Source organism: Streptococcus milleri (assembly GCF_900636525.1).
GTDB lineage: Bacteria > Bacillota > Bacilli > Lactobacillales > Streptococcaceae > Streptococcus > Streptococcus hominis.
This window is the reverse complement of sequence record NZ_LR134288.1, coordinates 1,270,913-1,295,217: the sequence shown is the minus strand read 5'-3', so window position 1 is coordinate 1,295,217 and position 24,305 is coordinate 1,270,913. Positions and strand designations below refer to the sequence as shown.

Here is a 24,305-nt window from a genome sequence, read left to right as displayed (position 1 = left end):
GAGAAAAATGCAATTAACGTTCTATGAAGTAGCTTCTGTATTGAAAGCCAAAAATGATGTTCATCAATTTCCGAATTGTACATTTAGAAATGTAGAATTTGACAGCCGATTGATTGAAGAAGGGGATTTATTTTTGCCTCTTAAAGGAGCACGTGACGGGCATGACTTTATTGCGACAGCATTTGAAAATGGTGCTGTGGCAACCTTGTCAGAAAAAGAATTGGACGACTATCCTTCTATTTTAGTTGATGATGTATTGGCAGCGTTGCAGCGTTTGGCACAGTATTATCTGGAAAAAATGAAGGTAGATGTCTTTGCGGTCACAGGTTCTAACGGTAAGACGACGACCAAAGATATGCTGGCTCACCTCTTGTCAACAACTTACAAGACTTATAAAACGCAAGGAAACTACAATAATGAAATTGGTCTTCCTTATACGGTTTTACACATGCCAGATGACACCGAAAAATTGGTTTTGGAAATGGGACAAGATCACATGGGGGATATTCACCTTCTGTCCACGATTGCTCAGCCAAAAGTAGGTATTGTGACGCTGATTGGCGAAGCGCATTTAGAATTCTTTAAAAGTCGTCATGAAATTGCAAAAGGAAAAATGCAAATTGCCAACGGCATGAAAGACGGGAGTCTTTTAATCATTCCAGCGGACAAGATTATCAATGATTTTCTACCGAGCCAGCAAAGTGTAGTCCGTTTTGGTCCAGACGAAGATATTTTCCTAACGAAATTAGAAGAACGAAAAGATAGTTTGACTTTTGAAACCAATTTCTTAGATAACGCTATTGACCTTCCAGTAACTGGGAAGTACAATGCAACAAATGCCATGATTGCATCTTATGTGGCGTTGAAAGAAGGAGTAACACAAGATAAGATCCAAAAAGCATTTGCCACGCTTGAATTAACACGAAATCGAACCGAATGGAAGAAAGCTAAAAATGGTGCGGATATCCTCTCAGATGTTTACAATGCCAATCCAACCGCTATGCGATTGATTTTGGAGACATTTTCAACGATTCCGTTTAATGAAAAAGGTCGGAAACTGGCAGTTTTAGCTGATATGAAAGAATTGGGGGCTGATTCTAAACAAATGCACGGTGCCATGATAACCAGCCTAAATCCAGAAATTCTCTCAGAAATTTTCCTTTATGGAGAGGACATGGCTGCTCTATTTGCCTATGCTAAGGAAATTTTCCCGCCTGGGAAAGCCCATTATTTTGTAAAAAATGCTGAAAAAGATCAATTTTCTGACTTAGTCAAGGCTGTTAAAGAAGCGCTCAAACCAACGGACCAATTGCTGATAAAAGGAAGTAATTCTATGAACTTAGCCAGTCTAGTGGAGAAATTGGAGAATGAAGAGTAACCGTCAAGTACAGTATCTTGCCCTCCTTCGTGGCGTGATGCCAACAGGACCAAATCGGATCCCTAAGATGAGTGAGTTGGTTCAAATGTTGGAACAATCTGGTTTAGATAATGTTTCAAGTTATATTCAATCAGGCAATGTGATTTGCGAAACAAGCCTACCAGCTGAAGAATTAGCCCAACACATGCATCAGGTGATATTGGAAAACATTGGTGCAAATTTATCCATTATCGTAAAAGAAAAGTCCGATTTAGAAAGGGCTATTTTAGGAAATCCCTTTTCTGAGGAGTTGGATTCGTCACGGATTCATCTCGTTTTTACAAACAATCACATTCCAACGGAGCAATTGGCAGAACTACAAGCAATGAACTTTACAGACGAAATATTTGCAGTTGGAGAAGCTTGCCTTTATATGTATTTACCAAGAGCTGCCAGAAAAAAGAAGTTAAATAATAATTTTCTTGAAAAGAAGTTAGGTATTGTCGCCACAACAAGAAAGCTGAGTGTTATTAAAGAATTAAGTAATAGGATGGATGAGTAGGAGATGAATCTACAAGAATTTTTTACAAGTCATAAAACGGAGGCCCCTCAATTAACTCCATTTTGGTATGGAATGATGTTTTTAGGAATCATTTATGTCATGTATAGTGCTGTAAAATATCATAAAAACAGGCGCTATCAGAACTTTTTGAAAGCTGTACAAGGTTTACAAATTTTAGTGCTTTATGGCTGGTATATTGTGACCTTGTCACCAATTTCTGAATCACTTCCTTTTTATCATTGCAGATTGGCGATGTTTGCTATTTTGTTTCTGCCTGATTCTTCAACCTATAAACAGTATTTTGCGCTTTTAGGAGTGTTTGGACCTATTTGTGCATTTGTCTATCCTTTATTTGACCCATTTGCTTTTCCTCACATCACTTTAGCCTCCTATTTGATTGGTCACTATGCTCTTTTGGGAAATTCTCTCACATATTTGCTGAATCATTATGATAGTGAGCAGTTGAATTTACGGCGAATTGTAGAGATTAGCTTTAGTATGAATCTTTTATTGATATTTGTAAATCTGGTGAGTGGCGGAAATTATGGTTTTTTGAAAGTACCACCTTTAGTTGGAAGTCATGGAATGATTGCTAATTATATTTTTGTTTCATTGACCTTGATTTTAGCAATTTTCGTGGTTTCTTTGATTTTTAAACAAATTAGACAAGAACAAGAAGAAACAGTAAGACAGGAAAATTAAGCTGTGCTGAATAATTTTTGGGAACTATATACCAGTTTACACTAGGTACAACATATAGTATTCAAGACTATCAAAAAAAGGCGACTTCCAAACGGAAATCGTCTTTTAATAATGTCTAAACTCTTCAGAGTATTCTCTCATATACTCTGCCAACCACTCCATACCATAGGCGATTTCAAAGACTTCTAAAACCATCGAAATATCGGGTTGAAATCCATATTCTTTTAGTTTAGTGATAACATCTTTTATAGAACGAATTTTCACTAGTTTAATAATTTCCCCAGCATCCTGCCTATCTCTATCTCGTCCGCTGTCTAGTTTCATTCCGAGAATGTAAGATAGTGGTGGTACAAGAATAGTTAGATTTGAATAGCTAAATGCCTTCTCACAGATAGACCGTGGCGGTAGTTTATTCATATTTGCAACATTGTTGTTCAGCCATAACTCATCAGGTTCATTTACTCCGAAATCATTACCAACTTTCTCAATAATGCTTCTGATTTTGGCATCTTCTTGATAAAAGGCATCGACATCTTGTGTCCCTCGGAGATTGTAATACTCCAGAACAAACCCACCAACACAGATAATTTCTAGGTCAATATTTTCCTTGGCTAGTTCTGTATTGAGGGCTTCAAATAAAACTTTCTTATCCATAATTCCCCTCTCTAAACAGCTTTAGAATATCTTTGGGCTGACTTTTACGGTTTGCTTGCAAGACATGCTTTCTAGTATGAGTGCCTTCTGTCAAAGCATCCTGAAGAGTTATTTTTTGGAAAGGAGTTAGACTAGGATTTTTCAATAGTTGTTCCACATCCTCATCAGTCAGTTTTGTTTCGTCATCTTGAATAACTTTGTAGAGGTAACGAAACCATAAGTCGCCGTCACTTCCAGCATGTTCGCTGGCTCTTACCATATAATCATACCATGTTATCATTATTGTTCCCCCTTGTTATCTCTAGGGTTATAGTGCATGGCTATCCAGAGTTTCTTATCAAAATCAGATAGTTCTTTTTTCTTTGGATAAACACAGTCACTCAAATCAGGGAATTTCAGACGATACTTTTTCTTGAAAAAGTTCTGAAATTCCTCTTTGCTTTCGGCGACATCAATCAAAGCTTCCAGCTCCGCTATGTGTCTAGCAATTGCTTTTCTATCCACTTTTTTGATGCTTTCTTTCAACGCATCATAAACACAAGTTTTCGTTAGCTGAGCATAAAAAGAGCGATGGTTAGTAACAAAATCAAAACTATACTTTTTATCCCAGAATTTTGTATACTTGTCATAAAATCTATCAGAAAGACTAACTTGATAGCCAATCAGCTTGCTATCAACTCTTCGTGCGATAGACCTTTCTAACTCAAAATGTAAATCGCTTAGTGTATTAGTAGCCATAAATCAGCTCCCTATATTTAGTACGGACACAGACATTTGAAAGTAAAAGATTAAAACGCTGACTATCCGAATAATCACGAGTGTTATAACGGAAAACAAACTCATCTACATAGTCCTGAAGATATTTTTTAGACCATGAGTGATAAATCCCTAATACGCCACGTTTCAATACAGCCCAAAAGCCTTCAATCGTGTTAGTATAGACATCGCTTTGTACATACTCACGAGCACCGTGATTTACAAAGTCATGTTGATACATCTTAGCCACTTTATTATAACCTAGCCATTCGTCCGTGTAAAGTTGTGCAGTCTCTTTGACATATTTGACGATTTGCTCAGTCAATGTTTTCGTTTTTGTATCTGGCACATGATGAGTGTTGACTTTCCCTTGGTGTTGTACCATACCAACTACTGCGGATTTGTCCTTCAGCAAACGTCCTTGTGCATTTTTGACTTTCTTTGAGTTATGACGGTTCTTGTTTTTACCGCCAATATAGGTTTCATCAACTTCTACAACATCATCAAGGCTATTGTTATTTTCAGTACCAAAACATTTGCGAATACGTTCTAACATAAACCATGCCGTTTTTTGAGTAACACCAATATCTTTTGATAGTTGCACTGAAGAAATCCCTTTTTTGTGGGAGGTTACAAGCCAAATCGCCATGAACCATTTACGCAGTTCAATTTTGGTATTGTCAAAAAGAGTGCCAGTCTTGATATTGAAGTATTTGCCAGTATTTTTACAACGGTATTTATTTCCTTTGCACTTATAAACCTTTGAAGTAGCATCAAAAGGGCTGATAATCACATCGCCCCAAATCATATTTTCTAAATGGTCTATGCATGACTGTTCATCAGGAAAAGCTGATTGTAAATCAAATAGTGACTTAAATTCAAACTTCATTACTGGTACTCCTTACTTCTTGATTGTATTATACCGAAAACAGGAATGTTTGTCAATAAAAATGTAAAGTTCTACTACACGAAATCTAAAAATTTTGATATAGATATAATAGAGATATATTAAAATGAAGGAAGTAAACTATATGAAAGCACTTAAAGATTATTTGGCTAAAGATAAAAATTCGGACGAAATGATTTGGAATTTTGCATTTTTAGGAAGACCAGAAAGTTTAAACTCCAAACTTCAAGAATTAAGCGAGTTAGCAGAAAGCGAGAACTGGACTTCAGCTAATTCAATTAAAGAGAACAATATCTTATACAGTTATGTGATACATACATTTAGTAGAGCATTTGAATTAGGAGAGGAATATGTTGTTGTAAATAAGGATGAATCTTATGCTTCTTTTAATACAGGATTGTTAACAGAAAATGGAGAGGATATTATATGTCTTTTTAACACTTTTGATAGTAGCGAAGAGTATTATTGGCATTTATACGGTTTTAGAAAAGTTTCTGATTGGGATTTTTTGAACCATTTTGAAGTAACCCCAAAAGTTCCTCATTTTTTTAGTAATCCTGCTGATATTTATTTTGACCCCAATAGAGAGTTGATTAAAAATTTAGACCATATATTAGATGACAATATGGATAGATTTGAAACCGAGTTGCAAAATAAAGGAAAAGCATATATACATGCACTGTTAAATAATGCACTTGACTTGACAATTGGGAATAATATTTATTACCGAAATTTCTACATATTCTGTTTGGTGTAAACTGGTATATAGTTCCCTAATTTTTTAACAACTCAAAAGACAGCACCACCTCCCATTTCTGCTATGAGCTATGTGACGATGATAGGAATTCTCTTGTTCCTCATTTACATTTCAGTTCACTATGCGCAAAACCCATTGTATCAAAAAACTTTTAAATATTTACAAGCTTTTCAATTAGTTATACTTTATTCTTGGTATTTTGGTTTCCATATTTCATTTGTAAATAATCTGCCTTTTTATCATTGCCGCTTAGCCATGTTTGCCATGTTGCTGCTGCCAGATAAATGCCGAAGCAAGCAGTATTTTGCACTTTTAGGTGTCAGCGGGGCGATTTTTGCCATTGGTTATCCAGTTTTTGACCCCTATGATTTTCCGCATATCACCAGCTTTTCTTTTCTTCTGGGGCATTACTGTCTCTTGGTTAATTCGCTGGTTTATCTTATCAACCACTATGACAAGCAGCTGTTGAAGAAGTATGAGATTGTGGGCTACACATTTGCTTTGGATTTGTTTTTAGTTGGTGTCAATGCCGTAACTGGTGGAAATTATGGATTGATGACTCATCCCCCGCTTATAAAAGGAGACCGAATCTGGGTGAACTACGTACTTGTCTCACTGGTTCTGGCTACCACTTTGCTCCTTTTTGATGAATATTTTAAAAGGCGATGGAAAAAGCAATCAAAATTAGTTTAAAGCTTTAAGCATTACATCTTCTGTCAAGTTTATTTGGCAGGATTTTTTCTAAATGTAAAAAAATTTTGCTAGATTTTATAAACGAAAATAGTAAAATAAAGGTAGAAAGATAGGAGTGGGATAATGGAAATTGGGAAAAAATTAAAAGAAGCACGTCAGATGAGTGGTTTGACACAAGAAAATGTCGCAGAAAAATTAAATGTATCTAGACAAACCATCTCAAATTGGGGAACAGAAAAATTTTATCCGGATATTTTGTATGTTTTGCAGTTAAGTGATTTGTATCAGGTTAGTTTGGATGAATTGCTGAAAGGATATGAGCGCATGATTCAGCACTTAGAGGATTCGACAAACGTTGTAAAGAGCAACAAAAAGATTTTGCTGGCCTTTATATGTAATATTTGTTTACTGTTTCTTTTCTTTATTTTTATCACTCCAATCTCTAATAGTTATCTACTGACCTTGTTGGCAGTGGCGCTGGTAACCGGGACAAGTGGGTATATTCTGGTGCAGATTATTCGTAAAATATAGGAGGTTCTACCATGACTTGGTATCTATTGACCTTGATTGGTTTGCTCATCGTAGCAAATGGGCTGTTTGTGTATCAATTGTTTAAACTAGTTGAATTAGACGCTGTGGTTCGCGGGATGAAACATCCTAAATTCTGGGGATTCTTGGCAACTGGCGGTCGAGGGGGAGAAGGATTGATTTTGTACTTATTAAAACGAAACAAGGCTATTTTTTCCATGACATCAGAAGAAAAAGAAGAACTTCAAATGAGGAAACAACGGATTATCTATTTACTGGTTTTAATCATGATATTAGTAATTTTTCTCTTTGCTAGTGTGATTGTGAGATTCTAAAATATAGTTTCTTATATTAAGAAACAGAAAATCGCTCGAACTGAACCGCACCCCAAAAGTTAGACAGAAAAAATCTAACTTTTGGGGTGCAGTTCAAACAGAGCGATTTTTTATATGTTCTAAGCAATTGAAAAAATCCTTTAAATCCGCTATAATAGGTAAGTTAAAACAAGTTAGGAGCAGTCCAATGTAATAAGAATTTTCACAGAAATCGAAAGAAAAAGTATAAAAAAGAAAAAGAGGATATAATGACGATTCAAGATGAAATAAAAAAACGCCGAACTTTTGCAATTATCTCTCACCCAGATGCCGGTAAAACAACTATCACAGAGCAATTGCTCTATTTTGGGGGTGAGATTCGTGAAGCGGGTACGGTCAAGGGTAAGAAGACCGGGAACTTTGCAAAATCTGACTGGATGGATATTGAGAAGCAGCGGGGGATTTCAGTGACCTCTTCTGTCATGCAGTTTGACTATGCCGGAAAACGGGTCAATATTCTTGATACACCTGGGCACGAAGATTTTTCAGAAGATACCTACCGCACCCTCATGGCCGTGGATGCCGCAGTCATGGTGGTGGACTCTGCCAAAGGGATTGAGGCTCAGACTAAAAAGCTCTTTGAAGTTGTCAAACACCGCAATATCCCAGTCTTTACGTTTATCAATAAACTGGACCGCGACGGGCGTGAACCCCTTGATTTGCTGGAAGAATTAGAAGAAGTACTTGGCATTGCCAGCTATCCGATGAATTGGCCAATTGGGATGGGGAAATCCTTTGAAGGTCTCTATGATTTGCACAATCAGCGACTGGAGCTTTATAAGGGTGATGAGCGCTTTGCCAGCATCGAAGAGGGAGAAAAAATATTTGGCAACAACCCATTTTATGCTCAGGTTTTAGAGGATATTGAACTCCTACGGGAAGCGGGAAATGAATTTTCACAGGAAGCTATTTTTAATGGGGAATTAACCCCTGTCTTCTTTGGTTCAGCCCTGACCAACTTTGGAGTGCAGACTTTTCTTGACACTTTCTTGGAGTTTGCACCAGAACCTCACGGACACAAAACCACAGACAATCAGGAAATCAGCCCGCTGGATAAGGATTTTTCAGGATTTGTCTTTAAAATCCAAGCCAATATGGATCCAAGACACCGTGACCGCATCGCTTTTGTCCGCATCGTATCGGGTGAATTTGAGCGCGGCATGAGTGTGAATCTGACCCGTATCAAAAAAGTTGTCAAACTCTCAAATGTCACCCAGTTTATGGCTGAGTCACGTGAAAATGTAGAAAATGCGGTGGCTGGAGATATCATTGGGGTTTACGATACCGGCACTTACCAAGTTGGCGATACCTTGACTGTCGGTAAAAACAAATTTGAGTTTGAACCGCTTCCAACTTTTACCCCAGAAATTTTCATGAAGGTTGCAGCTAAAAATGTCATGAAGCAGAAGTCCTTCCATAAGGGAATCGAGCAGCTAGTTCAGGAAGGAGCCATCCAGCTCTACACCAACTACCAGACTGGTGAGTACATGTTGGGAGCTGTCGGCCAGCTTCAGTTTGAAGTCTTCAAGCACCGCATGGAAAATGAATACAATGCCGAAGTAGTCATGACACCCATGGGTAAAAAGACTGTTCGCTGGATTTCACCAGATGATCTGGACGAGCGTATGTCCTCCAGCCGCAATATTTTAGCCAAGGACCGCTTTGACCAGCCTGTCTTTCTCTTTGAAAATGACTTTGCCTTGCGCTGGTTTGCCGATAAATATCCAGATGTCAAGTTGGAAGAGAAGATGTGAGAGCGTTAAAAATCCGACAGAAAATTAGGAAATCTGACGAAGAAGCGATTGCTTCTAGGAGGATTTATCTATTTTCCGAGGATTTAGTTTGAACTCAGTTAAAGAAAATGTGAGACTTGCACGGCATATGAGCAAAGTTTGAAAATTACGCTATTATTCGAGCTTTCTCATAATAATTTTTGAAACAGAACTGGGTTTTAAGTGAGTTTGTTTGTTAGAATCTTAAGCGTTTAGATAGATAAAGAAGTGTAATAACGATTGGTGAAGAATTGAGCATCTTTTTCAATTCTTTATATTAAAAGTCAATAAAGGAGAAAAGGGTGTTTATTGAAAAAGAATTAAAAGATGGAATGTCTTGGATAAACTTAGATGCAGATATTTTAAGTCAACATCCAGATTCTTATAAGGAATACAATATTGATGAAGAAACCATTGAGTATGCACTGGATAAAAATGAACGCGCCCACATGGACTACAATCGTGAAACAGGAACAGTCGTTTTTATTTTCAACGTATTAAACTTAAAAAGGGATAAGGATTATTATGAAACTATTCCTATGACCTTTATTGTACAGAAAGATAAACTCTTAACAGTTAGCAATAAAGCAAATACTTATGTTGTAGATATGATGAAAAATTATGTCGAACACCATGAGCCTGTAACAGTTTATAAATTTCTATTTGCTAGTTTAGAATTAGTGTGTAATTCTTATTATCCTGTAATTGAAAAAATGGATGAAACAAAGGATAACATCAATAGTCTATTGCACAAAACAACCACTAAGAAAAATCTCTTTGCTTTAGCAGACTTGGAAACTTCCATAGTCTACTTGGTAGCAGCTGCAAAGCAAAATCGTATGCTGTTAGAGCACATTAAAGGACATGCACTTTATCGTCATTTAGATGAAATTGAGAAAGAGCAGTTTGACGATGTCATGATTGAAGCTCGCCAATTAGTAGCAATGACAGACTTGATTTCTCAGGTTCTCAGTCAATTGTCAGGTTCTTACAACAATATTTTGAACAACAATCTGAATGATAATTTGACTGTTTTAACAATCATTTCAGTTCTCCTAGCAGTCCTAGCAGTTATCACGGGATTCTTTGGTATGAATGTGCCACTTCCGTTGTCTAATGATAAAAATGCTTGGATTTATATAGTTATTATCAGTCTTATTCTTTGGATTGTATTGACCAAAGCTTTGAAATGGTTGGCTAATAAAAAATAAAAATGATGTAGCCTTACCCCAATTTAGGACCTAGCTTCATCACTTTTATTTCTTTTTTTGCTTTCCAAATACCAGCCCAGCAGCCGGAGCAGAACCAAAAAATAGTTTTCTAGCCAGCCTAGAAGGTTGGCATTATTAGGCAGTTGTAGGTAGCCTAGCAGATGGTTGGTTCCAAAGCCTAGCCCGCCAAGAATTAGTGCTAAGAGTACTAGACGCAGATAAAACCAGTCATATTTAATGAGAACACCAATCAGCAGAGGCAGAAGGGCTAAGTTCCAAAAGTCGATTTCTCGCTGCCAGTAGACGGAAAGACCGTAAGCTGAGTCAGAACCCAAAAGTTGGGGTTGGAAAATTTGAATAACAGCAGCCCTTAGCATGGCTACAATCAGTAGGATAAAGGCAAAGCGTAAAAACTTATTCATAGCGACTCTTTTTTATTTTTTTCATTATAAAAGAAAATAGTACATTTTCAAGTTAAATCTTATATAAAAAAAGAAAGTTAGCAGAAATCCTATCTTTTTATCATTCTTTGTGTTATACTAGATAAGTTACAAAATAGTCAGCTTTCTCAGTTGCTTTTGGCAAGTAATTAAGATAAAGTCTTTTCTATTGGAATACTGGTATCAAATTTACTGAATGAGAAAGCAAAATATGTTTTATAAGGTAGCTTCGCACTACCTTTTTAGAAAGAAGAAAAAATTGAAATTTAATGAATTACATTTGTCTGCTGAATTGTTAGCAGAAATTGAAAAAGCAGGCTTTGTTGAAGCCAGTCCAATCCAAGAACAAACAATCCCGCTTGCTATGGCAGGAAAAGATGTGATTGGACAAGCTCAGACTGGTACAGGAAAGACAGCTGCTTTTGGTTTTCCAACTCTCGAAAAAATTAACACAGAAAATCCTGTTGTTCAGGCTTTAGTCATTGCACCAACTCGTGAATTGGCTGTTCAAAGTCAAGAGGAACTCTTCCGCTTTGGTCGAAGCAAAGGAGTGAAAGTTCGCTCGGTTTATGGTGGATCTAGCATTGAAAAGCAAATCAAGGCTCTCCGTTCAGGCGCGCACATTGTCGTTGGAACTCCAGGACGTTTATTAGACCTCATTAAGCGCAAAGCACTGAAACTCAATCATGTAGAAACGCTTATTTTAGACGAAGCGGATGAAATGCTCAATATGGGTTTCTTAGAAGACATTGAAGCAATCATCTCACGCGTGCCGGAAGAGCGTCAGACCCTTCTCTTTTCAGCTACTATGCCAGATGCTATCAAGCGGATTGGCGTGAAGTTTATGAAAGAGCCAACACATGTCAAAATTGCAGCAAAAGAATTGACAACAGAACTGGTGGATCAATATTATATCCGTGTAAAAGAAAATGAAAAATTTGATACCATGACACGTCTCATGGATATGGAACAACCAGAACTTTCTATCGTTTTTGGGCGTACTAAGCGCCGTGTTGATGAGTTAACAAGAGGATTAAAACTGCGTGGCTATCGTGCGGAAGGGATTCATGGGGATCTCGATCAAGGGAAACGTCTGCGTGTTCTTCGGGATTTTAAAAATGATAACCTTGACATTTTGGTCGCGACAGATGTGGCGGCTCGTGGTCTCGATATTTCGGGCGTCACTCATGTTTATAACTATGATATTCCGCAAGACCCTGAAAGTTATGTTCATCGCATTGGTCGTACAGGTCGTGCTGGTAAGCACGGTCAGTCAATCACTTTTGTGGCTCCCAATGAAATGGGCTATCTTCAAATTATTGAAAGGCTCACTAAAAAACGCATGAAAGGCATGAAACCCGCTACAGCGCAAGAAGCCTTTCAAGCTAAGAAAAAAGTTGCACTCAAAAAGATTGAGCGAGATTTTGCAGATGAAAGTATTCGCAACCAATTTGAAAAGTTTGGCAAAGATGCTCGCAAGCTGGCAGCTGAATTTACACCGGAGGAATTGGCTTTATATATATTGACCTTAACCGTACAAGATCCAGACACTCTACCAGAAGTAGAAATTGCGCGTGAAAAGCCATTACCATTTAAGTATGTTTCGGGAGCTAATAAAGGCAATCGTAACAGCAAAAATGGGCGTCGTAGTAATGATCGTCGTGACCGTACTAATGGGCGTGACAATTACAAAAAGGGTGGTCGCCACGATCGCTTTGACAAAGAAAAGCGTTACCGCAAAGACCACAAAAAACCTCGTAATACTTCAAGTGAGAAGAAAACAGGATTTGTCATCCGTAATAAAGGTGATAAGTAATTATACAATAATAAAAAGGCGAATAGAAGTTCGTCTTTTTATGTTTTTATAAGGAGATACAAAGTTATTTAAATACAATAGGCGTAGCAGTCTCTTGGAGAACTGCATCTAATTCAACGATATTTTGTTTACCTATTGTTTCAAGCCATTTAATTGTAGCAGCTTCGCCACCTTCTTGATAGGCTTTGGTAGCACCAGCCCAAGTTGCACGACCGCAAAGGACACCGTTGAAAGTTGAGCCGGATTCCTTAGCAAAGCGAAGTGTATCTTGGAAAAGCTGTGCGGATACTCCAGCAGATAAGAAAATAAATGGAAGAGAAGTGGCATCACTTTGTTCTTTGTAGAAGGCAGCAGCTTCTTCTTTGGTGTAAAGAACTTCATTTTCTGCGAATCCTTCAACATATTTCATATTGACTGGAACTTCAACTTTGAGAACATCTACACCAAATCGTTCTTGTGAGTAAAGCTTCATTGCTTCAATGACTTTGCGAGGTTTGAGTTTAGCATATTCTTTTTCATCCGTCACCTTGGCATCGTAAGAAACTAACTCAAGGAAAAAAGGTATGTCTTCTGCTTTGCATTCAGAAGCTATTCGCTCAATAAAGGCTTCTTTGACGTCATTGACTGCTCTATCTTCGTCAATATCTATATAGAGTAAGACTTTCACAGCATCAGCACCGTTTGCTTTGAGACGTTGGACGGAGACATTTTCTACGAGGTCAGGATAGCGACCGGGAACAGTTTTGTCATAACCTGTTTTTTCATAGGCAACTAATAATCCAGCGTTTTTATCACGAGCTTCCGCCGCTTTCCAACCTAACTCTGGATCAAGAAGGATAGAAGAAGCGTATTTTGTTAAGTATTTCGAAACTAGCACTTTAAAGGTTTCCAATTGCTCAACTGGAGTGTCTTCACCAAGCATACGACGCAAAGCCCCTCGTTGGTCAATAGCCAAAGCGCCGATAATTCTGTTTTTATCACATAAACGTTTTAATTTTTCTTGTTTTGTTGTCATCTTTAGACTCCTTTTGTTTTGTATAGTTTAATTATAGAACACAAATAAAACAAAGTCAAACAATATTTTACAAAAATCAAAAAAATATTGTTATTAATTTTTCAAAATGAATAAATTGTTGTATAATATATTTGAGGAATAAAATTATATAAAACTAGAGAGGAGACAAAATGAAAGAAGGACGGCATAGAGTGATTCTCCAAGAATTGGATCAGCAAGGAGTGGTTTCTGTCAAGAAATTAAAAGAGTTACTAGATGTAACAGATATGACAATACGTCGTGATTTGATTGACTTGGAAAAGCAAGGTTTGTTGACTCGTGTTCATGGAGGAGCTCATAAAAAAGTAAAAAATGGCTTGAACGAAGCCTCCCATACTGAAAAAACAATGTTAAATATTGAAGAAAAACGAACAATTGCTCAAAAATGTGCCAATTTGATTTTTTCTGGTGATACAGTTTTTATCGGTTCGGGAACAACGACGGATTTTATCGGAGATTATTTGGCTGATAAAAGTGTGAGTATTGTGACAAATTCGCTTCCTATTTTTGAAAAATTAAAAGATAATCCCAATTGTGACATTATTCTGATTGGCGGTCGTTATCGGGTGAAAACACAAACGTTTGTCGGACAATTTGCTAATAAATTATTGAAAGAAATCAAAGTTTCTAAAGCATTTATTGGTGTCAATGGAATTGACGGTCATAATGTCACGACTGCCAATGAAGAAGAAGGAAATGGCAATGCCATTATCTTGAACAATGCGATTGAAAAGTACATTGTGGCAGATAATAGCAAATTTGACAGCTATTCTTTCTATTGTTTCTATCAGTTGGATGGTTTGGATGCAGTAATCACAGATGATCATATCTCACCAAAGGTCAAGGAAAAGTATAAATCATATACAAATGTTTTATAGTTAATATTTTTATCACCTGTTCATATAGGAGCAGGTGATTTTTGTTTTGTATCTTTCGTGCGGTATTGATACATCCTATTAAAAAACAGGCCTCGTCCATATTAGACTGAGCCTGATTTTCTGAGTATTGAGTTTTTAGTCGTGGTATTCACCGCGAGCCCATTTAGCATTTTCTTCATCGAAAATATGGTCATTTTTAGCGATTTCAGGGCTAACTTCAATGCTATTATCGATTTTTTCAATCAATTGTTTGTTGGCTTCTGTTGGTTCATACTCTGTTTCAAGAAAGACATCAACGATATTGTGAATAAGATTTTGACCAAGAATACGTCCACCAAAAGCGATGATATTTGCATTGAGTTCTTTCTTTGCATAGTGTGCGGTTAGAACGTCACCAACAAGAGCTACACGAGTACCGGGAACTTTGTCAGCAGAAGCAGAAATACCGACTCCTGTACCGCAAAGGGCAATTCCAAGATCAGCTTTTCCTGAAACAACATTTTCTGCAATCAGACGACCAAAGATTGGGTAATGAGTCCGGTGAAAGTCATAGGTTCCGACATCAATGACTTCATGACCGAGGTCTTTTAAATGTTCAGAAATTTTCATTTTTGTATCTGTTACGATATGGTCACAGCCGAGAGCGATTTTCATAATTTTTCCTCCTACCCTTTAACATAATTTATTAAGCATATCAATGCGAACTTGGTGACGCCCAGCATCATAGTCAGCTTTTAAATAAGCTTCTGCACAGGCATTTGCCAATTCTTCACCGAGAATAGCTGTACCGAGAGTGATAATGCGTGTAGAATTGTGGCGAATGGTCATCATGGCAGAATGCTCATCTGAAACAGCAGCACAAATGATCCCACGGTGTTTATTCGCAACCATATAAGAACCAACTGCAAAACGGTCAAACAAAATACCACGGGTAGTATCATCTTTTCGTAATTCTTCAACAAGAGCGTCTGTCGAGTCGACAAAATCAGCAGCACCTTCTTGTTCGTTGAGATCTTTAATGTCATAACCAAGTTGGAGTAAATGAGTTTTTACTTTATTTTTTAACTCAAAACCATCACGGTCTGTACCTAGTATAACTTTCATTGTTATACCTCCTTTTTTTATTTCACAACAACATCATAACATCTCACACAAATATTGTCAAACAAAAAATAACATAAAAAAACAAAATAAACTATTGACACCGTTTGCATATAATGATATACTTTGTTTATAAACAAAATAAAACAAAATAGAAGGGGGGATATGATGGAACTTTATCAGTTATTTGATAAAGATTTAGTCTTTTGTCTGCAAGCCGACAGTCAGGAAGACCTTTTTAATCAAGTTGCTGACCTTCTTGAAGATAGACACATTGTAACGTCTTCTTATAAGAATGCCTTAATTGAACGAGAGAAGTCCTTTCCTACGGGGCTGGACATGGAATTTTTAGGGAAAGATTTGCCGAATGTAGCAATTCCGCATACGGATATTGTTCATAATTTAGCAGAAAAAGTGGTTGTAGTCCGCTTGGATCAGCCGGTGACTTTTCATAATATGATTGTTCCGTCAAATGAAGTACAAGTATCGCTTTTGTTCTTCATTATCAATAATTCTAATGCCAGTCAAACGAATATCTTGGCTCAATTGATGGACTTCTTTACTGCTGACGGCAACCTAGAGTCCTTATCCAAGTTGGAAGAGGAAGATAAACTATTTCATTATATATCGGAAACAATAAATCATTAAAAATAAAAATGGAGGATTTTACAATGATTAAAATTTTAGCAGCCTGTGGAGCAGGGGTAAACTCAAGCCACCAAATCAAAAATGCTCTTGAAGAAGAACTTTCAAATCGCGGCTATGATGTCCAATGCGATGCGGTAATGGTCAAAGATGTGAATGAAGACTTGATAAAAGGTTATGATATTTTCACCCCAATAGCAGCCACGGATTTGGGATTTGAACCGGGGATTCCTGTTATTGAAGCAGGACCAATTTTATTCCGTATTCCAGCCATGAGTGCACCAGTATATGACAATATTGAAGCAGCTATTAAGGAACATGGACTTAGTTAAAGTAATTCATTGGAAAAAATAAAAAAATGAAAAATTGAAACGCTAGATAAAAACAATTTTTATCTACTGAAATAGTTAGTTCACTTTTCGTTCACTATCATTCAAAAAATAAAATCGGGAGGATTTTTTATGAATGTCATTATTGACTTAGCCAATCGCTTCTTTAAACCCATTTTAGATATGGGGGCACCAATTATCATGTTGATAGTCTTAACGGTGCTTGCTTTATGCTTTGGAGTGAAGTTTTCCAAAGCTTTAGAAGGCGGTATTAAACTTGCCATAGCTCTTACGGGGATTGGTGCTATTATCGGTATGTTAAATGGTGCTTTCTCGGCTTCACTTGCGAAATTCGTTGAAAACACAGGAATTCAACTTAATATTACAGATGTTGGTTGGGCACCATTGGCGACGATTACATGGGGTTCTGCTTGGACGCTTTACTTCTTACTCATTATGCTCATCGTTAATGTCGTGATGTTAATTACGAAAAAAACGGATACCTTAGATGTTGATATTTTTGATATTTGGCATTTATCAATTACAGGTCTATTGATTAAGTGGTATGCGGATAATAATGGTGTTAGCCAAGGTGTGTCGCTCTTTGTAGCAACGCTTGCAGTCGTACTTGTCGGAGTAATGAAAATTATTAACTCTGACTTAATGAAACCAACATTTGATGACTTGCTTAATGCGCCTAGCTCCTCGCCAATGACCTCTACTCACATGAACTACATGATGAATCCAGTTATCATGGTTTTGGATAAGATTTTTGATAAATTCTTCCCTTGGTTGGATAAATATGACTTTGACGCTGCAAAATTGAATAAGAAAATTGGTTTCTGGGGCTCTAAATTCTTTATTGGATTTATCCTTGGGATTGTGATAGGGATTATGGGAACGCCACATCCAGTATCTGGCATTGCCGAAGCAGCAAAATGGTCACTTGTTATCAAAGGTTGGTTGTCTCTTGGTTTGACAGCTGGTGTCTGCTTGGAATTGTTCTCACTTATTGGTTCTTGGTTCATCGCGGCAGTAGAACCTCTTTCACAAGGAATTACAAATGTTGCAACAAAACGTCTTCAAGGACGTAAATTCAATATTGGACTTGACTGGCCATTTATCGCAGGTCGTGCAGAAATCTGGGCATGTGCCAATGTTTTAGCACCAATTATGCTGGTAGAAGCAGTTCTTCTTTCCAAAGTCGGAAATGGTATTTTGCCACTTGCTGGTATTATTGCAATGGGGGTTACTCCAGCGCTTCTGGTTGTTACACGTGGTAAACTCATTCGGATGATTGTATTTGGAACTCTATTGCTTCCGCTCTTCCTTCTATCTGGAACCCTTATTGCGCCATTTGTTACGGACTTAGCGAAAGGCGTAGATGCATTTCCTAAAGGGGTAGCTAGCACACAATTGATTACCCACTCTACTCTTGAAGGTCCAATTGAAAAATTATTTGGTTGGACAATCGGAAATGCTACAACAGGCGATATCAAAGCTATCTTTGGTGTTATTGTCTTTCTAGTGTTCTATATTGGTATCTTTGCTTGGTATAGAAAACAAATGATTAAGCGAAATGAAGAATACGCTACAAATGCAAAATAGAATAATAAGATAACAATAAGCTAGACTATTCCTTTTGAAATAGTCTGGCTTTTGATTGAAAAAAAGAAAGGAAGAAACATGATTCATTTAGTTTGTCCAAATCCAGCTTTGGATCGGACAGTTTTACTTAGTCATTTTAAAGAAGATGTGGTCAACAGACCAAATCAAGTGCATGAGAATGCTGGCGGAAAGAGTTTTAATGTTGCTTATGTCTTAAACCGCGAGAAAGGTGAAGAGCAAGGAAATTTTTGCATTCATACAATGTTAGGTGGTAAAATGGGCGAATATATTCAACAATTAAATGAAGAAGATGGTATTCCGCTCGTTGTGACAGAAGTTGATAAAAATACACGCACTTGTACAATTATGATTGATACAGAATTAGGAAAGACCTATCTTGTGTATGAAGCTGGATTTGAGCTGAATAAGGATTTATTAGAACAATTCACCACAAATCTTATAAAGCACATTCAACCTGGCGATAGCGTTGTGTTTTCTGGCTCTTTGATGAAAGGGATGCCAGATGATTATATTGCACAAATTGGTCGTCTTTTGCCAGAAGATGTGAATTTAGTAGTAGATACAAGTGGTGCCGCACTAAAAGCAGCTTTCACAGCACAGCTTGACATTGTAAAAATTAACGATGAAGAATTAGCAGAATTAACAGGATGTCCAGTTGAAACTGCAGAAGAAGCAGCAAAACTTCTCAAAGAATATACTAAAATTCCTTATTTCATTGTGACAATGGGAGGAAAAGGAGTCGTAGCACGCCTGCAGGATGATATTTTCCAACTGACGTTTCCAGCAATTCATGTCAAAAATCCTATTGCATCAGGCGACTTTTTCCTTGGAAGTCTCTGCCATGCTTTAGAAAGTAGGGGGAGAGTTGATAGAGAAACTGTCATTCGTGCCTGTGCTTATGCAACAGCTAACTGCCTGCAATGGACTCCCAAAGTAGATCCAGCCGATGTAAAACGAATTGTAGACGAAATCGAACTAACAACTTTGTAAATTCTTTCTACAGTTTATATGATATTTTTTGAATGTATTGACTTAGAAAATCCCCTCTTTATATAATAAAATAGATTATTTTATTATAAGGAGGTCGTATGACTTTATCAGGACTTATTGTTTTAGCGGTATTTGTATTTCGGTTGGTATTTCTAAAAATATCGATGAAGAATGAGAAAGCGATATTGGCAAATGGTGGGCGCGAATATGGCGTGCAAAATACCAAGTATATCACTATTCTTCACATTTTATTTTACCTTTCTTGCTTTGCTGAAGCTACGATACGTCAGGTTCGGTTTGACGCGCTTAGTGCTATAGGATTTGGAATGTTGCTATTTTCAATGTTTATGCTCTCTGTTGTGACACAGCTCTTAGGTGAAATTTGGACTGTAAAATTGATGCTGGTTAAGAATCATAAATTTGTTGATCACTGGCTTTTCCGCTATGTGAAACATCCCAATTATTTCTTGAACATCGTTCCAGAGTTGATTGGTTTAGCATTACTTTGTCATGCACTAATTTCATTTTGTATTCTATTTCCTCTATATGCGGTAGTTTTGTATAATCGCATCAAGGAAGAAGAGAAATTACTCAAAGAAGTCATTATCCCAAATGGTATTGCACAGAAGTAAGCTATTTTTTAAAGTATAGAATGAAAGATTTTAAATTTACACAAATTATCCATTTTGTATAAATTTTAAAAAAATAAAGCAAGAAAGGGTTTACAAAAGTTTGAAAATGTGTTAAACTCTATTCATAAAGTTAAATAAAACATGGATTGTAACTAAGAAATTAGGCGAGACCATAAATGACCCAAGTAAAAAATCTTGGTTTGTTTATGGTTTTTTTATGTTTTACAAAAAGATTGTTAGGAAGGAGGACATGAATGTTTCGAATCGTCCAGCCACTAAATAATAATGTTGCGGTGGTCAAAAATGAAAGTGGTGAACAGGCTGTTGTCATGGGGCTCGGTATCATTTTTAAAAAGAAAAAAGGGGATTTGTTGGCAGAAGAACGAGTAGAAAAAGTCTTTCAACTGAAAAGTGAAGAATCGCGCGAAAACTTTTCTGCTTTGTTAAAAGATGTTCCCTTGGACTTTATCACGACTAGTTATGAAATTATTGATTATGGTATTCAACAGTTCCAATTTCCAGTTCAAGAGTACATCTATGTAACTTTGACAGATCATATTTATTGTAGCTATCAAGCGCTGCAAAGAAATACTTATAAAAGTAATCACTTGCCGGATATGTCGGAGCAATATCCGACGGAGTACAAAATTGCTGAGCACGCTTTGGTGATTTTAAAAGAAAAATTGGATGTGGATTTTCCAAAAGATGAGATTGGGCGGTTAGCCTTACAGTTTATCAATGCGAAAGGCGAAGATGTCGTGATTAGTAAAGATGAACAAACACTGACCCGACAAATGATTGCTTTGGTGCAAGAGGAACTTTTAAAACATGGTATTAAGCGGACAAAAAAGAATAGTAATTTTTACGACCGTTTGATGATTCATTTGACATACTTTATTGAGCGTTTGGATCAGGATGACAGTGATTTAAAAGCCTCCATGAAGAATTTAGAAGAACATATCAAAAAGGATTATCCAGAAGCCTATCAAATTGGCGAAGATATTTATGAAGTCATTCGTCAGCATTTGGGTGGAGGACTTCATCCAAATGAAAAGGTATATTTGGTGATTCATATTCAAAGATTATTGTAAAGGAGAAGACATGTTTCAATTACCAGAAGATTTTATTTTTGGCGGTGCAACAGCTGCTTATCAAGTAGAAGGAGCTACAAAAGAAGGTGGAAAAGGTCCGGTCGCTTGGGATGAATTTTTAGAAAAACAAGGACGTTTTTTGGCAGATCCAGCTAGTGATTTCTATCATCAATATTCAAAAGATATTGAGTTGTGTGAGAAGTTTGGCGTCAATGGCTTGCGCTTGTCTATTGCTTGGAGCCGTATTTTTCCAGAGGGATGTGGCAAGGTCAACCAAGAAGGAGTAGAGTTTTATCACCGTGTATTTGCTGAATGTGCGAAACACCATGTCCTGCCATTTGTTACACTGCATCACTTTGATACTCCGAAAGTTTTGTTTGATCAAGGTGATTTTCTTAATCGAGATACAATTGAAGCGTTTGTGGAATATGCTGAATTTTGTTTTCAAGAATTTCCAGAGGTTCATCATTGGAGCACTTTTAACGAAATTTATCCTGTTGCGACCAATCAATACTTGCTTGGTGTCTTTCCTCCGGGGATTCAGTATGATTTGAGTAAGGTGATTCAATGTCTTCACAATATGATGTATGCGCATGCGCGTGTAGTAAATCTTTTCAAGGAGAAAGGTTACCTTGGTGAAATTGGAGTGGTGCATTCTTTGGAAACAAAATACCCAGCAACAGACAGCAAAGGAGATAAGCATGCAGCTTTTCTGGATGATGCGCTTTCTATTCGTTTCTTGCTAGATGCTACTTATCTGGGATATTATTCTGAGGAAACAATGGAAGCTCTTAAGGAAATTTGCGCAACTAACAATGCTAGTTATGAATTCCTTGAGAGCGATTTTGAAGAAATGAAAAAAGCTAGTCATCGAAATGATTATCTTGGAATCAACCATTATCAATGTCATTTTGTTAAGGCTTATCAGGGCGAATCAACCATTCATCATAATGGAACGGGTGATAAAGGCACTTCAGTTTATAAAGTGAAAGGCATTGGAGAACGGATTTATAAGGAAGGGATTGAACGAACAGACTGGGATTGGATTATTTACCCAGAAGGTTTGTATGACCTTTTATTGAGAATTAAAAAAGACTACCCACATTATCAAAAGATTTATATCACTGAAAATGGAATGGGCTATAAAGACGAGTTTGACAATGGCATCATTATGGACAAGCCGCGGATTGATTATTTGAAAGTGTATTTGCAATCTTTAAGCAAAGCTATTGATGCTGGTGTTGTGGTAAAAGGGTATTTTCTTTGGTCTTTAATGGATGTTTTCTCGTGGTCAAATGGCTACAATAAACGCTATGGCTTGTTTTACGTTGATTTTGAAACTCAAAAGCGTTACCCTAAGGAATCCGCTTATTGGTACAAGCATATTAGCGAAACAAAAATTGTGATTTAAGGGGGAGATGAAATGAATAAAAACGAATTACAAATGTTGGGATTTGAAATCGTAGCTTATTCGGGAGATGCACGTAGTTGTTTACTGAATTTGCTGAAAGAGGTTCGTCAAGGGAATTTTACAAATGTAGATGCTGCTTTAAAAGAAGCAGATGAAAATTTAAATTTAGCCCACAATTCACAAACGCAGATTTTAGCACAAGAGGCAGCTGGGGAAGATTTAGATTTAGGATTTATCTTTATTCACGGTCAAGATCATTTGATGACGACATTATTGTTAAAAGAATTGATCGTAGATTTTATTGAATTATATAAAAATCAATACAAGGAGGACTAATTCCATGAACGGAATTATCAAACAAATTGAGAAAGGAAAACCTTTCTTTGAAAAAATATCACGCAATATTTATCTTGGTGCTATTCGTGACGGCTTTTTAGCCGCCATGCCCGCCATTTTATTTTCAAGTATTTTTATCTTACTAGCAGCAATTCCAGAAATTTTTGGATTTAAATTACCAAATGACGTTTCTACTTGGCTTTGGAAAGTATATGGTTATTCTATGGGGGTGGTAGCCATTCTTGTTTCTGCTACGACTGCTCGTTGTCTATCAGAGTCAATGAACCGGAATATGCCGACCAACAAGACTATCAATTCGATTTCTGTTATGCTAGCTTCCATTGTGAGTTTCCTCCTTTTAAGTGTGGATCAAATTGAAAACGGTTTAGCCAATGGCTACATGGGAACAAAAGGAATTTTAGCAGCCTTTTTAGCAGCTTTTATCACGGTGAATGTTTATAAATTCTGTGTATTGAAAGACATTACTATTAAGATGCCAAAAGAAGTCCCTGGAACAATTTCTCAAACTTTCCGTGACGTCTTTCCATTTTCATTTGCAGTATTTGCTGCTGTTTTGATTGATACAATCGTGCGTTATTTCTTTGGGCATTCGTTTGCAGAAGCCGTTATCACACTTCTCCAACCTTTATTTACCGCAGCTGATGGCTATTTAGGAATTTCGATTATTTGGGGAGCAATGGCACTCTTCTGGTTTGTTGGTGTGCATGGTCCTTCAATTGTAGAACCAGCTATTGTCGCGATTATTTATGCAAATGTGGAAACGAATTTACAGTTGGTAAAAGCAGGTCACCATGCTTCAAACGTGTTGACAGTTGGACTTGGAAACTTTGTTGGCACAATGGGTGGTACAGGTGCAACATTGGTTGTTCCATTCCTCTTCATGCTCTTTGCAAAATCTAAGCAATTAAAAGCTGTCGGAAAAGCTTCCTTTGTTCCAGTTTGCTTTGCAGTCAATGAACCATTGTTGTTTGCAACACCGATTATTTTAAATCCTTATTTCTTTATTCCATTTTTAATCACTCCAATGATCAATGTTTGTGCTTTCAAGTTCTTTGTTGATGTGTTAGGTATGAACAGTTTTATGTATGTCCTTCCTTGGGCAACGCCAGCACCGATTGGCTTGATTTTAGGTACGGGTGCAGGAATCTTATCTATTGTCTTGATGCTGCTGTTGATTGTAGTTGATTCTCTCATCTACCTTCCATTTATTAAAGCGTACGATGATTCATTAGTAGAAGAAGAAGCGAAAAAGGCAGAAGTGATTGAGCTTGAAGAAGCAGCAGAAGCTGAAATAGACGATCAAATTCAAGCGGTTGCAGATGGAAAGCATCATAATATTTTGGTTCTATGTGCCGGTGCAGGGACAAGCGCCATGCTAGCAAATGCACTAACAGAAGGCGCAGCAGAGTTAGGCATAGACCTCAGTTCAACAGCTGGTGCTTATGGTTCGCACTACGATATTATGAAAGATTTTGACATGATTGTGCTAGCTCCACAAGTCAATTCTTACTATGAAGATATTAAGAAAGATACGGATAAATTGGGCATCAAACTTGTTGCGACAAAAGGTGCTGAATATATCAAATTGACACGTGATCCTAAAGGCGCTGTGCAATTCGTTCTTTCGCATTTTGAATAACTAGCCTTCTTATAAAATGT

At 37.1% G+C, this 24,305-nt stretch carries 28 protein-coding genes; 20 read left to right on the top strand and 8 right to left on the bottom strand.

Annotation, left to right across the window (positions count from 1 at the left end):
• Window positions 1–7 precede the first annotated feature (7 nt).
• From EL087_RS06300 to EL087_RS06290, 3 genes are read left to right on the top strand one after another with little or no spacing between them, the layout of a single operon-like run.
• Window positions 8–1,378, top strand: coding sequence for a UDP-N-acetylmuramoyl-tripeptide--D-alanyl-D-alanine ligase (locus EL087_RS06300; protein ID WP_126407534.1), 1,371 nt, complete (start codon window positions 8–10; stop codon window positions 1,376–1,378).
• On the top strand, window positions 1,368–1,919 hold the full coding sequence (locus EL087_RS06295) for a DUF1697 domain-containing protein (protein WP_126407532.1): 552 nt from the start codon (window positions 1,368–1,370) through the stop codon (window positions 1,917–1,919). Before EL087_RS06300 ends, EL087_RS06295 begins: the two co-directional genes overlap by 11 nt.
• A gap of 3 nt (window positions 1,920–1,922) precedes the next feature.
• The gene (locus tag EL087_RS06290) at window positions 1,923–2,621 is read left to right on the top strand and encodes a TIGR02206 family membrane protein (protein WP_003041305.1); all 699 of its coding nucleotides are present in this window, start codon (window positions 1,923–1,925) and stop codon (window positions 2,619–2,621) included.
• 105 nt (window positions 2,622–2,726) lie between these two features.
• Here the strand turns inward: EL087_RS06290 and EL087_RS06285 are convergent, their stop codons facing one another.
• Genes EL087_RS06285 through EL087_RS06270 form a run of 4 tightly spaced genes read right to left on the bottom strand, consistent with a single transcriptional unit; the run spans window position 2,727 to window position 4,920 of the window.
• Window positions 2,727–3,275, bottom strand: coding sequence for a DUF6036 family nucleotidyltransferase (locus EL087_RS06285; protein ID WP_003030070.1), 549 nt, complete (start codon window positions 3,273–3,275; stop codon window positions 2,727–2,729).
• On the bottom strand, window positions 3,268–3,555 hold the full coding sequence (locus EL087_RS06280; protein ID WP_003030069.1) for a hypothetical protein: 288 nt from the start codon (window positions 3,553–3,555) through the stop codon (window positions 3,268–3,270). The genes EL087_RS06285 and EL087_RS06280 overlap by 8 nt, the downstream gene beginning before the upstream one ends.
• Entirely contained in the window at window positions 3,555–4,013 is a 459-nt protein-coding gene (locus EL087_RS06275; RefSeq protein ID WP_003030068.1) for a hypothetical protein, read from the bottom strand. Before EL087_RS06275 ends, EL087_RS06280 begins: the two co-directional genes overlap by 1 nt.
• Complete coding sequence (locus EL087_RS06270; RefSeq protein WP_003030066.1) at window positions 4,003–4,920, bottom strand: IS1595 family transposase; 918 nt, start codon at window positions 4,918–4,920, stop codon at window positions 4,003–4,005. The genes EL087_RS06275 and EL087_RS06270 overlap by 11 nt, the downstream gene beginning before the upstream one ends.
• Window positions 4,921–5,062: 142 nt before the next feature.
• Here EL087_RS06270 and EL087_RS06265 point away from each other — a divergent pair, with 142 nt between their 5' ends.
• The 6 genes from EL087_RS06265 to EL087_RS06240 all read left to right on the top strand — a co-directional run bounded on the left by EL087_RS06265 (window position 5,063) and on the right by EL087_RS06240 (window position 10,273).
• Window positions 5,063–5,695: a DUF3825 domain-containing protein gene (locus tag EL087_RS06265; protein WP_003041353.1), complete on the top strand. Its 633-nt coding sequence runs from the start codon at window positions 5,063–5,065 to the stop codon at window positions 5,693–5,695.
• Between the two features lie 63 nt (window positions 5,696–5,758).
• Complete coding sequence (locus EL087_RS06260) at window positions 5,759–6,388, top strand: TIGR02206 family membrane protein (protein WP_126407530.1); 630 nt, start codon at window positions 5,759–5,761, stop codon at window positions 6,386–6,388.
• Between the two features lie 123 nt (window positions 6,389–6,511).
• The gene (locus EL087_RS06255; protein ID WP_126407528.1) at window positions 6,512–6,919 is read left to right on the top strand and encodes a helix-turn-helix domain-containing protein; all 408 of its coding nucleotides are present in this window, start codon (window positions 6,512–6,514) and stop codon (window positions 6,917–6,919) included.
• A gap of 11 nt (window positions 6,920–6,930) precedes the next feature.
• Complete coding sequence (locus EL087_RS06250; protein ID WP_003030061.1) at window positions 6,931–7,251, top strand: hypothetical protein; 321 nt, start codon at window positions 6,931–6,933, stop codon at window positions 7,249–7,251.
• Window positions 7,252–7,499: 248 nt separating this feature from the next.
• Window positions 7,500–9,044 carry a peptide chain release factor 3 gene (locus EL087_RS06245; protein WP_003030060.1) on the top strand — a complete coding sequence of 515 codons (1,545 nt, stop codon included), beginning with the start codon at window positions 7,500–7,502 and terminating at the stop codon, window positions 9,042–9,044.
• A 320-nt stretch (window positions 9,045–9,364) separates the two neighbouring features.
• Window positions 9,365–10,273: a magnesium transporter CorA family protein gene (locus EL087_RS06240; protein WP_003030058.1), complete on the top strand. Its 909-nt coding sequence runs from the start codon at window positions 9,365–9,367 to the stop codon at window positions 10,271–10,273.
• Between the two features lie 23 nt (window positions 10,274–10,296).
• On the opposite strand, the gene EL087_RS06235 is transcribed toward EL087_RS06240, so the two are convergent.
• On the bottom strand, window positions 10,297–10,695 hold the full coding sequence (locus EL087_RS06235; protein ID WP_126407526.1) for a hypothetical protein: 399 nt from the start codon (window positions 10,693–10,695) through the stop codon (window positions 10,297–10,299).
• Window positions 10,696–10,972: 277 nt separating this feature from the next.
• Between EL087_RS06235 and EL087_RS06230 the strand changes: the two genes are divergently transcribed.
• A complete protein-coding gene (locus EL087_RS06230) occupies window positions 10,973–12,529 on the top strand; it encodes a DEAD/DEAH box helicase (protein ID WP_126408157.1) in 1,557 nt (518 codons plus the stop codon).
• Between the two features lie 64 nt (window positions 12,530–12,593).
• Here the strand turns inward: EL087_RS06230 and lacD are convergent, their stop codons facing one another.
• On the bottom strand, window positions 12,594–13,544 hold the full coding sequence (gene lacD / locus EL087_RS06225; RefSeq protein ID WP_003030055.1) for a tagatose-bisphosphate aldolase: 951 nt from the start codon (window positions 13,542–13,544) through the stop codon (window positions 12,594–12,596).
• A 170-nt stretch (window positions 13,545–13,714) separates the two neighbouring features.
• On the opposite strand from lacD, the gene EL087_RS06220 reads away from it, so the two are divergent.
• A complete protein-coding gene (locus EL087_RS06220) occupies window positions 13,715–14,461 on the top strand; it encodes a DeoR/GlpR family DNA-binding transcription regulator (protein ID WP_003030054.1) in 747 nt (248 codons plus the stop codon).
• 135 nt (window positions 14,462–14,596) lie between these two features.
• On the opposite strand, the gene lacB is transcribed toward EL087_RS06220, so the two are convergent.
• Complete coding sequence (gene lacB / locus EL087_RS06215; protein ID WP_059220966.1) at window positions 14,597–15,115, bottom strand: galactose-6-phosphate isomerase subunit LacB; 519 nt, start codon at window positions 15,113–15,115, stop codon at window positions 14,597–14,599.
• A gap of 18 nt (window positions 15,116–15,133) precedes the next feature.
• A complete protein-coding gene (gene lacA / locus EL087_RS06210; protein WP_126407524.1) occupies window positions 15,134–15,565 on the bottom strand; it encodes a galactose-6-phosphate isomerase subunit LacA in 432 nt (143 codons plus the stop codon).
• 165 nt (window positions 15,566–15,730) lie between these two features.
• On the opposite strand from lacA, the gene EL087_RS06205 reads away from it, so the two are divergent.
• The 9 genes from EL087_RS06205 (at window position 15,731) to EL087_RS06165 (ending at window position 24,285) form a co-directional block, all read left to right on the top strand.
• The gene (locus EL087_RS06205; protein ID WP_003041351.1) at window positions 15,731–16,210 is read left to right on the top strand and encodes a PTS sugar transporter subunit IIA; all 480 of its coding nucleotides are present in this window, start codon (window positions 15,731–15,733) and stop codon (window positions 16,208–16,210) included.
• A gap of 23 nt (window positions 16,211–16,233) precedes the next feature.
• A complete protein-coding gene (locus tag EL087_RS06200) occupies window positions 16,234–16,539 on the top strand; it encodes a PTS sugar transporter subunit IIB (protein ID WP_003023769.1) in 306 nt (101 codons plus the stop codon).
• A gap of 129 nt (window positions 16,540–16,668) precedes the next feature.
• Window positions 16,669–18,144: a PTS galactitol transporter subunit IIC gene (locus tag EL087_RS06195; RefSeq protein WP_126407521.1), complete on the top strand. Its 1,476-nt coding sequence runs from the start codon at window positions 16,669–16,671 to the stop codon at window positions 18,142–18,144.
• Between the two features lie 78 nt (window positions 18,145–18,222).
• Window positions 18,223–19,155, top strand: a complete 933-nt coding sequence (locus EL087_RS06190) for a 1-phosphofructokinase family hexose kinase (RefSeq protein ID WP_126407519.1) — start codon at window positions 18,223–18,225, stop codon at window positions 19,153–19,155.
• A 98-nt stretch (window positions 19,156–19,253) separates the two neighbouring features.
• Window positions 19,254–19,787: an isoprenylcysteine carboxyl methyltransferase family protein gene (locus EL087_RS06185; RefSeq protein WP_126407517.1), complete on the top strand. Its 534-nt coding sequence runs from the start codon at window positions 19,254–19,256 to the stop codon at window positions 19,785–19,787.
• Window positions 19,788–20,041: 254 nt separating this feature from the next.
• On the top strand, window positions 20,042–20,878 hold the full coding sequence (locus tag EL087_RS06180; protein WP_126407515.1) for a PRD domain-containing protein: 837 nt from the start codon (window positions 20,042–20,044) through the stop codon (window positions 20,876–20,878).
• 10 nt (window positions 20,879–20,888) lie between these two features.
• Window positions 20,889–22,289, top strand: coding sequence for a 6-phospho-beta-galactosidase (gene lacG, locus EL087_RS06175; RefSeq protein WP_126407513.1), 1,401 nt, complete (start codon window positions 20,889–20,891; stop codon window positions 22,287–22,289).
• A gap of 12 nt (window positions 22,290–22,301) precedes the next feature.
• On the top strand, window positions 22,302–22,625 hold the full coding sequence (locus tag EL087_RS06170) for a PTS lactose/cellobiose transporter subunit IIA (RefSeq protein ID WP_003030041.1): 324 nt from the start codon (window positions 22,302–22,304) through the stop codon (window positions 22,623–22,625).
• 4 nt (window positions 22,626–22,629) lie between these two features.
• Window positions 22,630–24,285 (top strand): PTS lactose transporter subunit IIBC, encoded by a 1,656-nt coding sequence (locus tag EL087_RS06165; protein ID WP_126407511.1) that lies wholly within the window; start codon window positions 22,630–22,632, stop codon window positions 24,283–24,285.
• The last annotated feature ends 20 nt before the right edge of the window (window positions 24,286–24,305 follow it).

Bases quoted from the DNA above. Each gene is read 5' to 3' on its own strand.
- EL087_RS06220 (WP_003030054.1), top strand. From the start codon at position 13,715: ATGAAAGAAGGACGGCATAGAGTGATTCTCCAAGAATTGGATCAGCAA.
- EL087_RS06250 (WP_003030061.1), top strand. From the start codon at position 6,931: ATGACTTGGTATCTATTGACCTTGATTGGTTTGCTCATCGTAGCAAAT.
- EL087_RS06265 (WP_003041353.1), top strand. From the start codon at position 5,063: ATGAAAGCACTTAAAGATTATTTGGCTAAAGATAAAAATTCGGACGAA.
- EL087_RS06200 (WP_003023769.1), top strand. From the start codon at position 16,234: ATGATTAAAATTTTAGCAGCCTGTGGAGCAGGGGTAAACTCAAGCCAC.
- EL087_RS06300 (WP_126407534.1), top strand. From the start codon at position 8: ATGCAATTAACGTTCTATGAAGTAGCTTCTGTATTGAAAGCCAAAAAT.
- lacD (WP_003030055.1), bottom strand. From the start codon at position 13,544: ATGACAACAAAACAAGAAAAATTAAAACGTTTATGTGATAAAAACAGA.
- EL087_RS06180 (WP_126407515.1), top strand. From the start codon at position 20,042: ATGTTTCGAATCGTCCAGCCACTAAATAATAATGTTGCGGTGGTCAAA.
- EL087_RS06235 (WP_126407526.1), bottom strand. From the start codon at position 10,695: ATGAATAAGTTTTTACGCTTTGCCTTTATCCTACTGATTGTAGCCATG.
- EL087_RS06170 (WP_003030041.1), top strand. From the start codon at position 22,302: ATGAATAAAAACGAATTACAAATGTTGGGATTTGAAATCGTAGCTTAT.
- EL087_RS06245 (WP_003030060.1), top strand. From the start codon at position 7,500: ATGACGATTCAAGATGAAATAAAAAAACGCCGAACTTTTGCAATTATC.
- EL087_RS06280 (WP_003030069.1), bottom strand. From the start codon at position 3,555: ATGATAACATGGTATGATTATATGGTAAGAGCCAGCGAACATGCTGGA.
- EL087_RS06295 (WP_126407532.1), top strand. From the start codon at position 1,368: ATGAAGAGTAACCGTCAAGTACAGTATCTTGCCCTCCTTCGTGGCGTG.
- EL087_RS06285 (WP_003030070.1), bottom strand. From the start codon at position 3,275: ATGGATAAGAAAGTTTTATTTGAAGCCCTCAATACAGAACTAGCCAAG.
- EL087_RS06165 (WP_126407511.1), top strand. From the start codon at position 22,630: ATGAACGGAATTATCAAACAAATTGAGAAAGGAAAACCTTTCTTTGAA.
- lacB (WP_059220966.1), bottom strand. From the start codon at position 15,115: ATGAAAATCGCTCTCGGCTGTGACCATATCGTAACAGATACAAAAATG.
- EL087_RS06190 (WP_126407519.1), top strand. From the start codon at position 18,223: ATGATTCATTTAGTTTGTCCAAATCCAGCTTTGGATCGGACAGTTTTA.
- EL087_RS06195 (WP_126407521.1), top strand. From the start codon at position 16,669: ATGAATGTCATTATTGACTTAGCCAATCGCTTCTTTAAACCCATTTTA.
- lacG (WP_126407513.1), top strand. From the start codon at position 20,889: ATGTTTCAATTACCAGAAGATTTTATTTTTGGCGGTGCAACAGCTGCT.
- EL087_RS06255 (WP_126407528.1), top strand. From the start codon at position 6,512: ATGGAAATTGGGAAAAAATTAAAAGAAGCACGTCAGATGAGTGGTTTG.
- lacA (WP_126407524.1), bottom strand. From the start codon at position 15,565: ATGAAAGTTATACTAGGTACAGACCGTGATGGTTTTGAGTTAAAAAAT.
- EL087_RS06205 (WP_003041351.1), top strand. From the start codon at position 15,731: ATGGAACTTTATCAGTTATTTGATAAAGATTTAGTCTTTTGTCTGCAA.
- EL087_RS06270 (WP_003030066.1), bottom strand. From the start codon at position 4,920: ATGAAGTTTGAATTTAAGTCACTATTTGATTTACAATCAGCTTTTCCT.
- EL087_RS06260 (WP_126407530.1), top strand. From the start codon at position 5,759: ATGAGCTATGTGACGATGATAGGAATTCTCTTGTTCCTCATTTACATT.
- EL087_RS06185 (WP_126407517.1), top strand. From the start codon at position 19,254: ATGACTTTATCAGGACTTATTGTTTTAGCGGTATTTGTATTTCGGTTG.
- EL087_RS06275 (WP_003030068.1), bottom strand. From the start codon at position 4,013: ATGGCTACTAATACACTAAGCGATTTACATTTTGAGTTAGAAAGGTCT.
- EL087_RS06290 (WP_003041305.1), top strand. From the start codon at position 1,923: ATGAATCTACAAGAATTTTTTACAAGTCATAAAACGGAGGCCCCTCAA.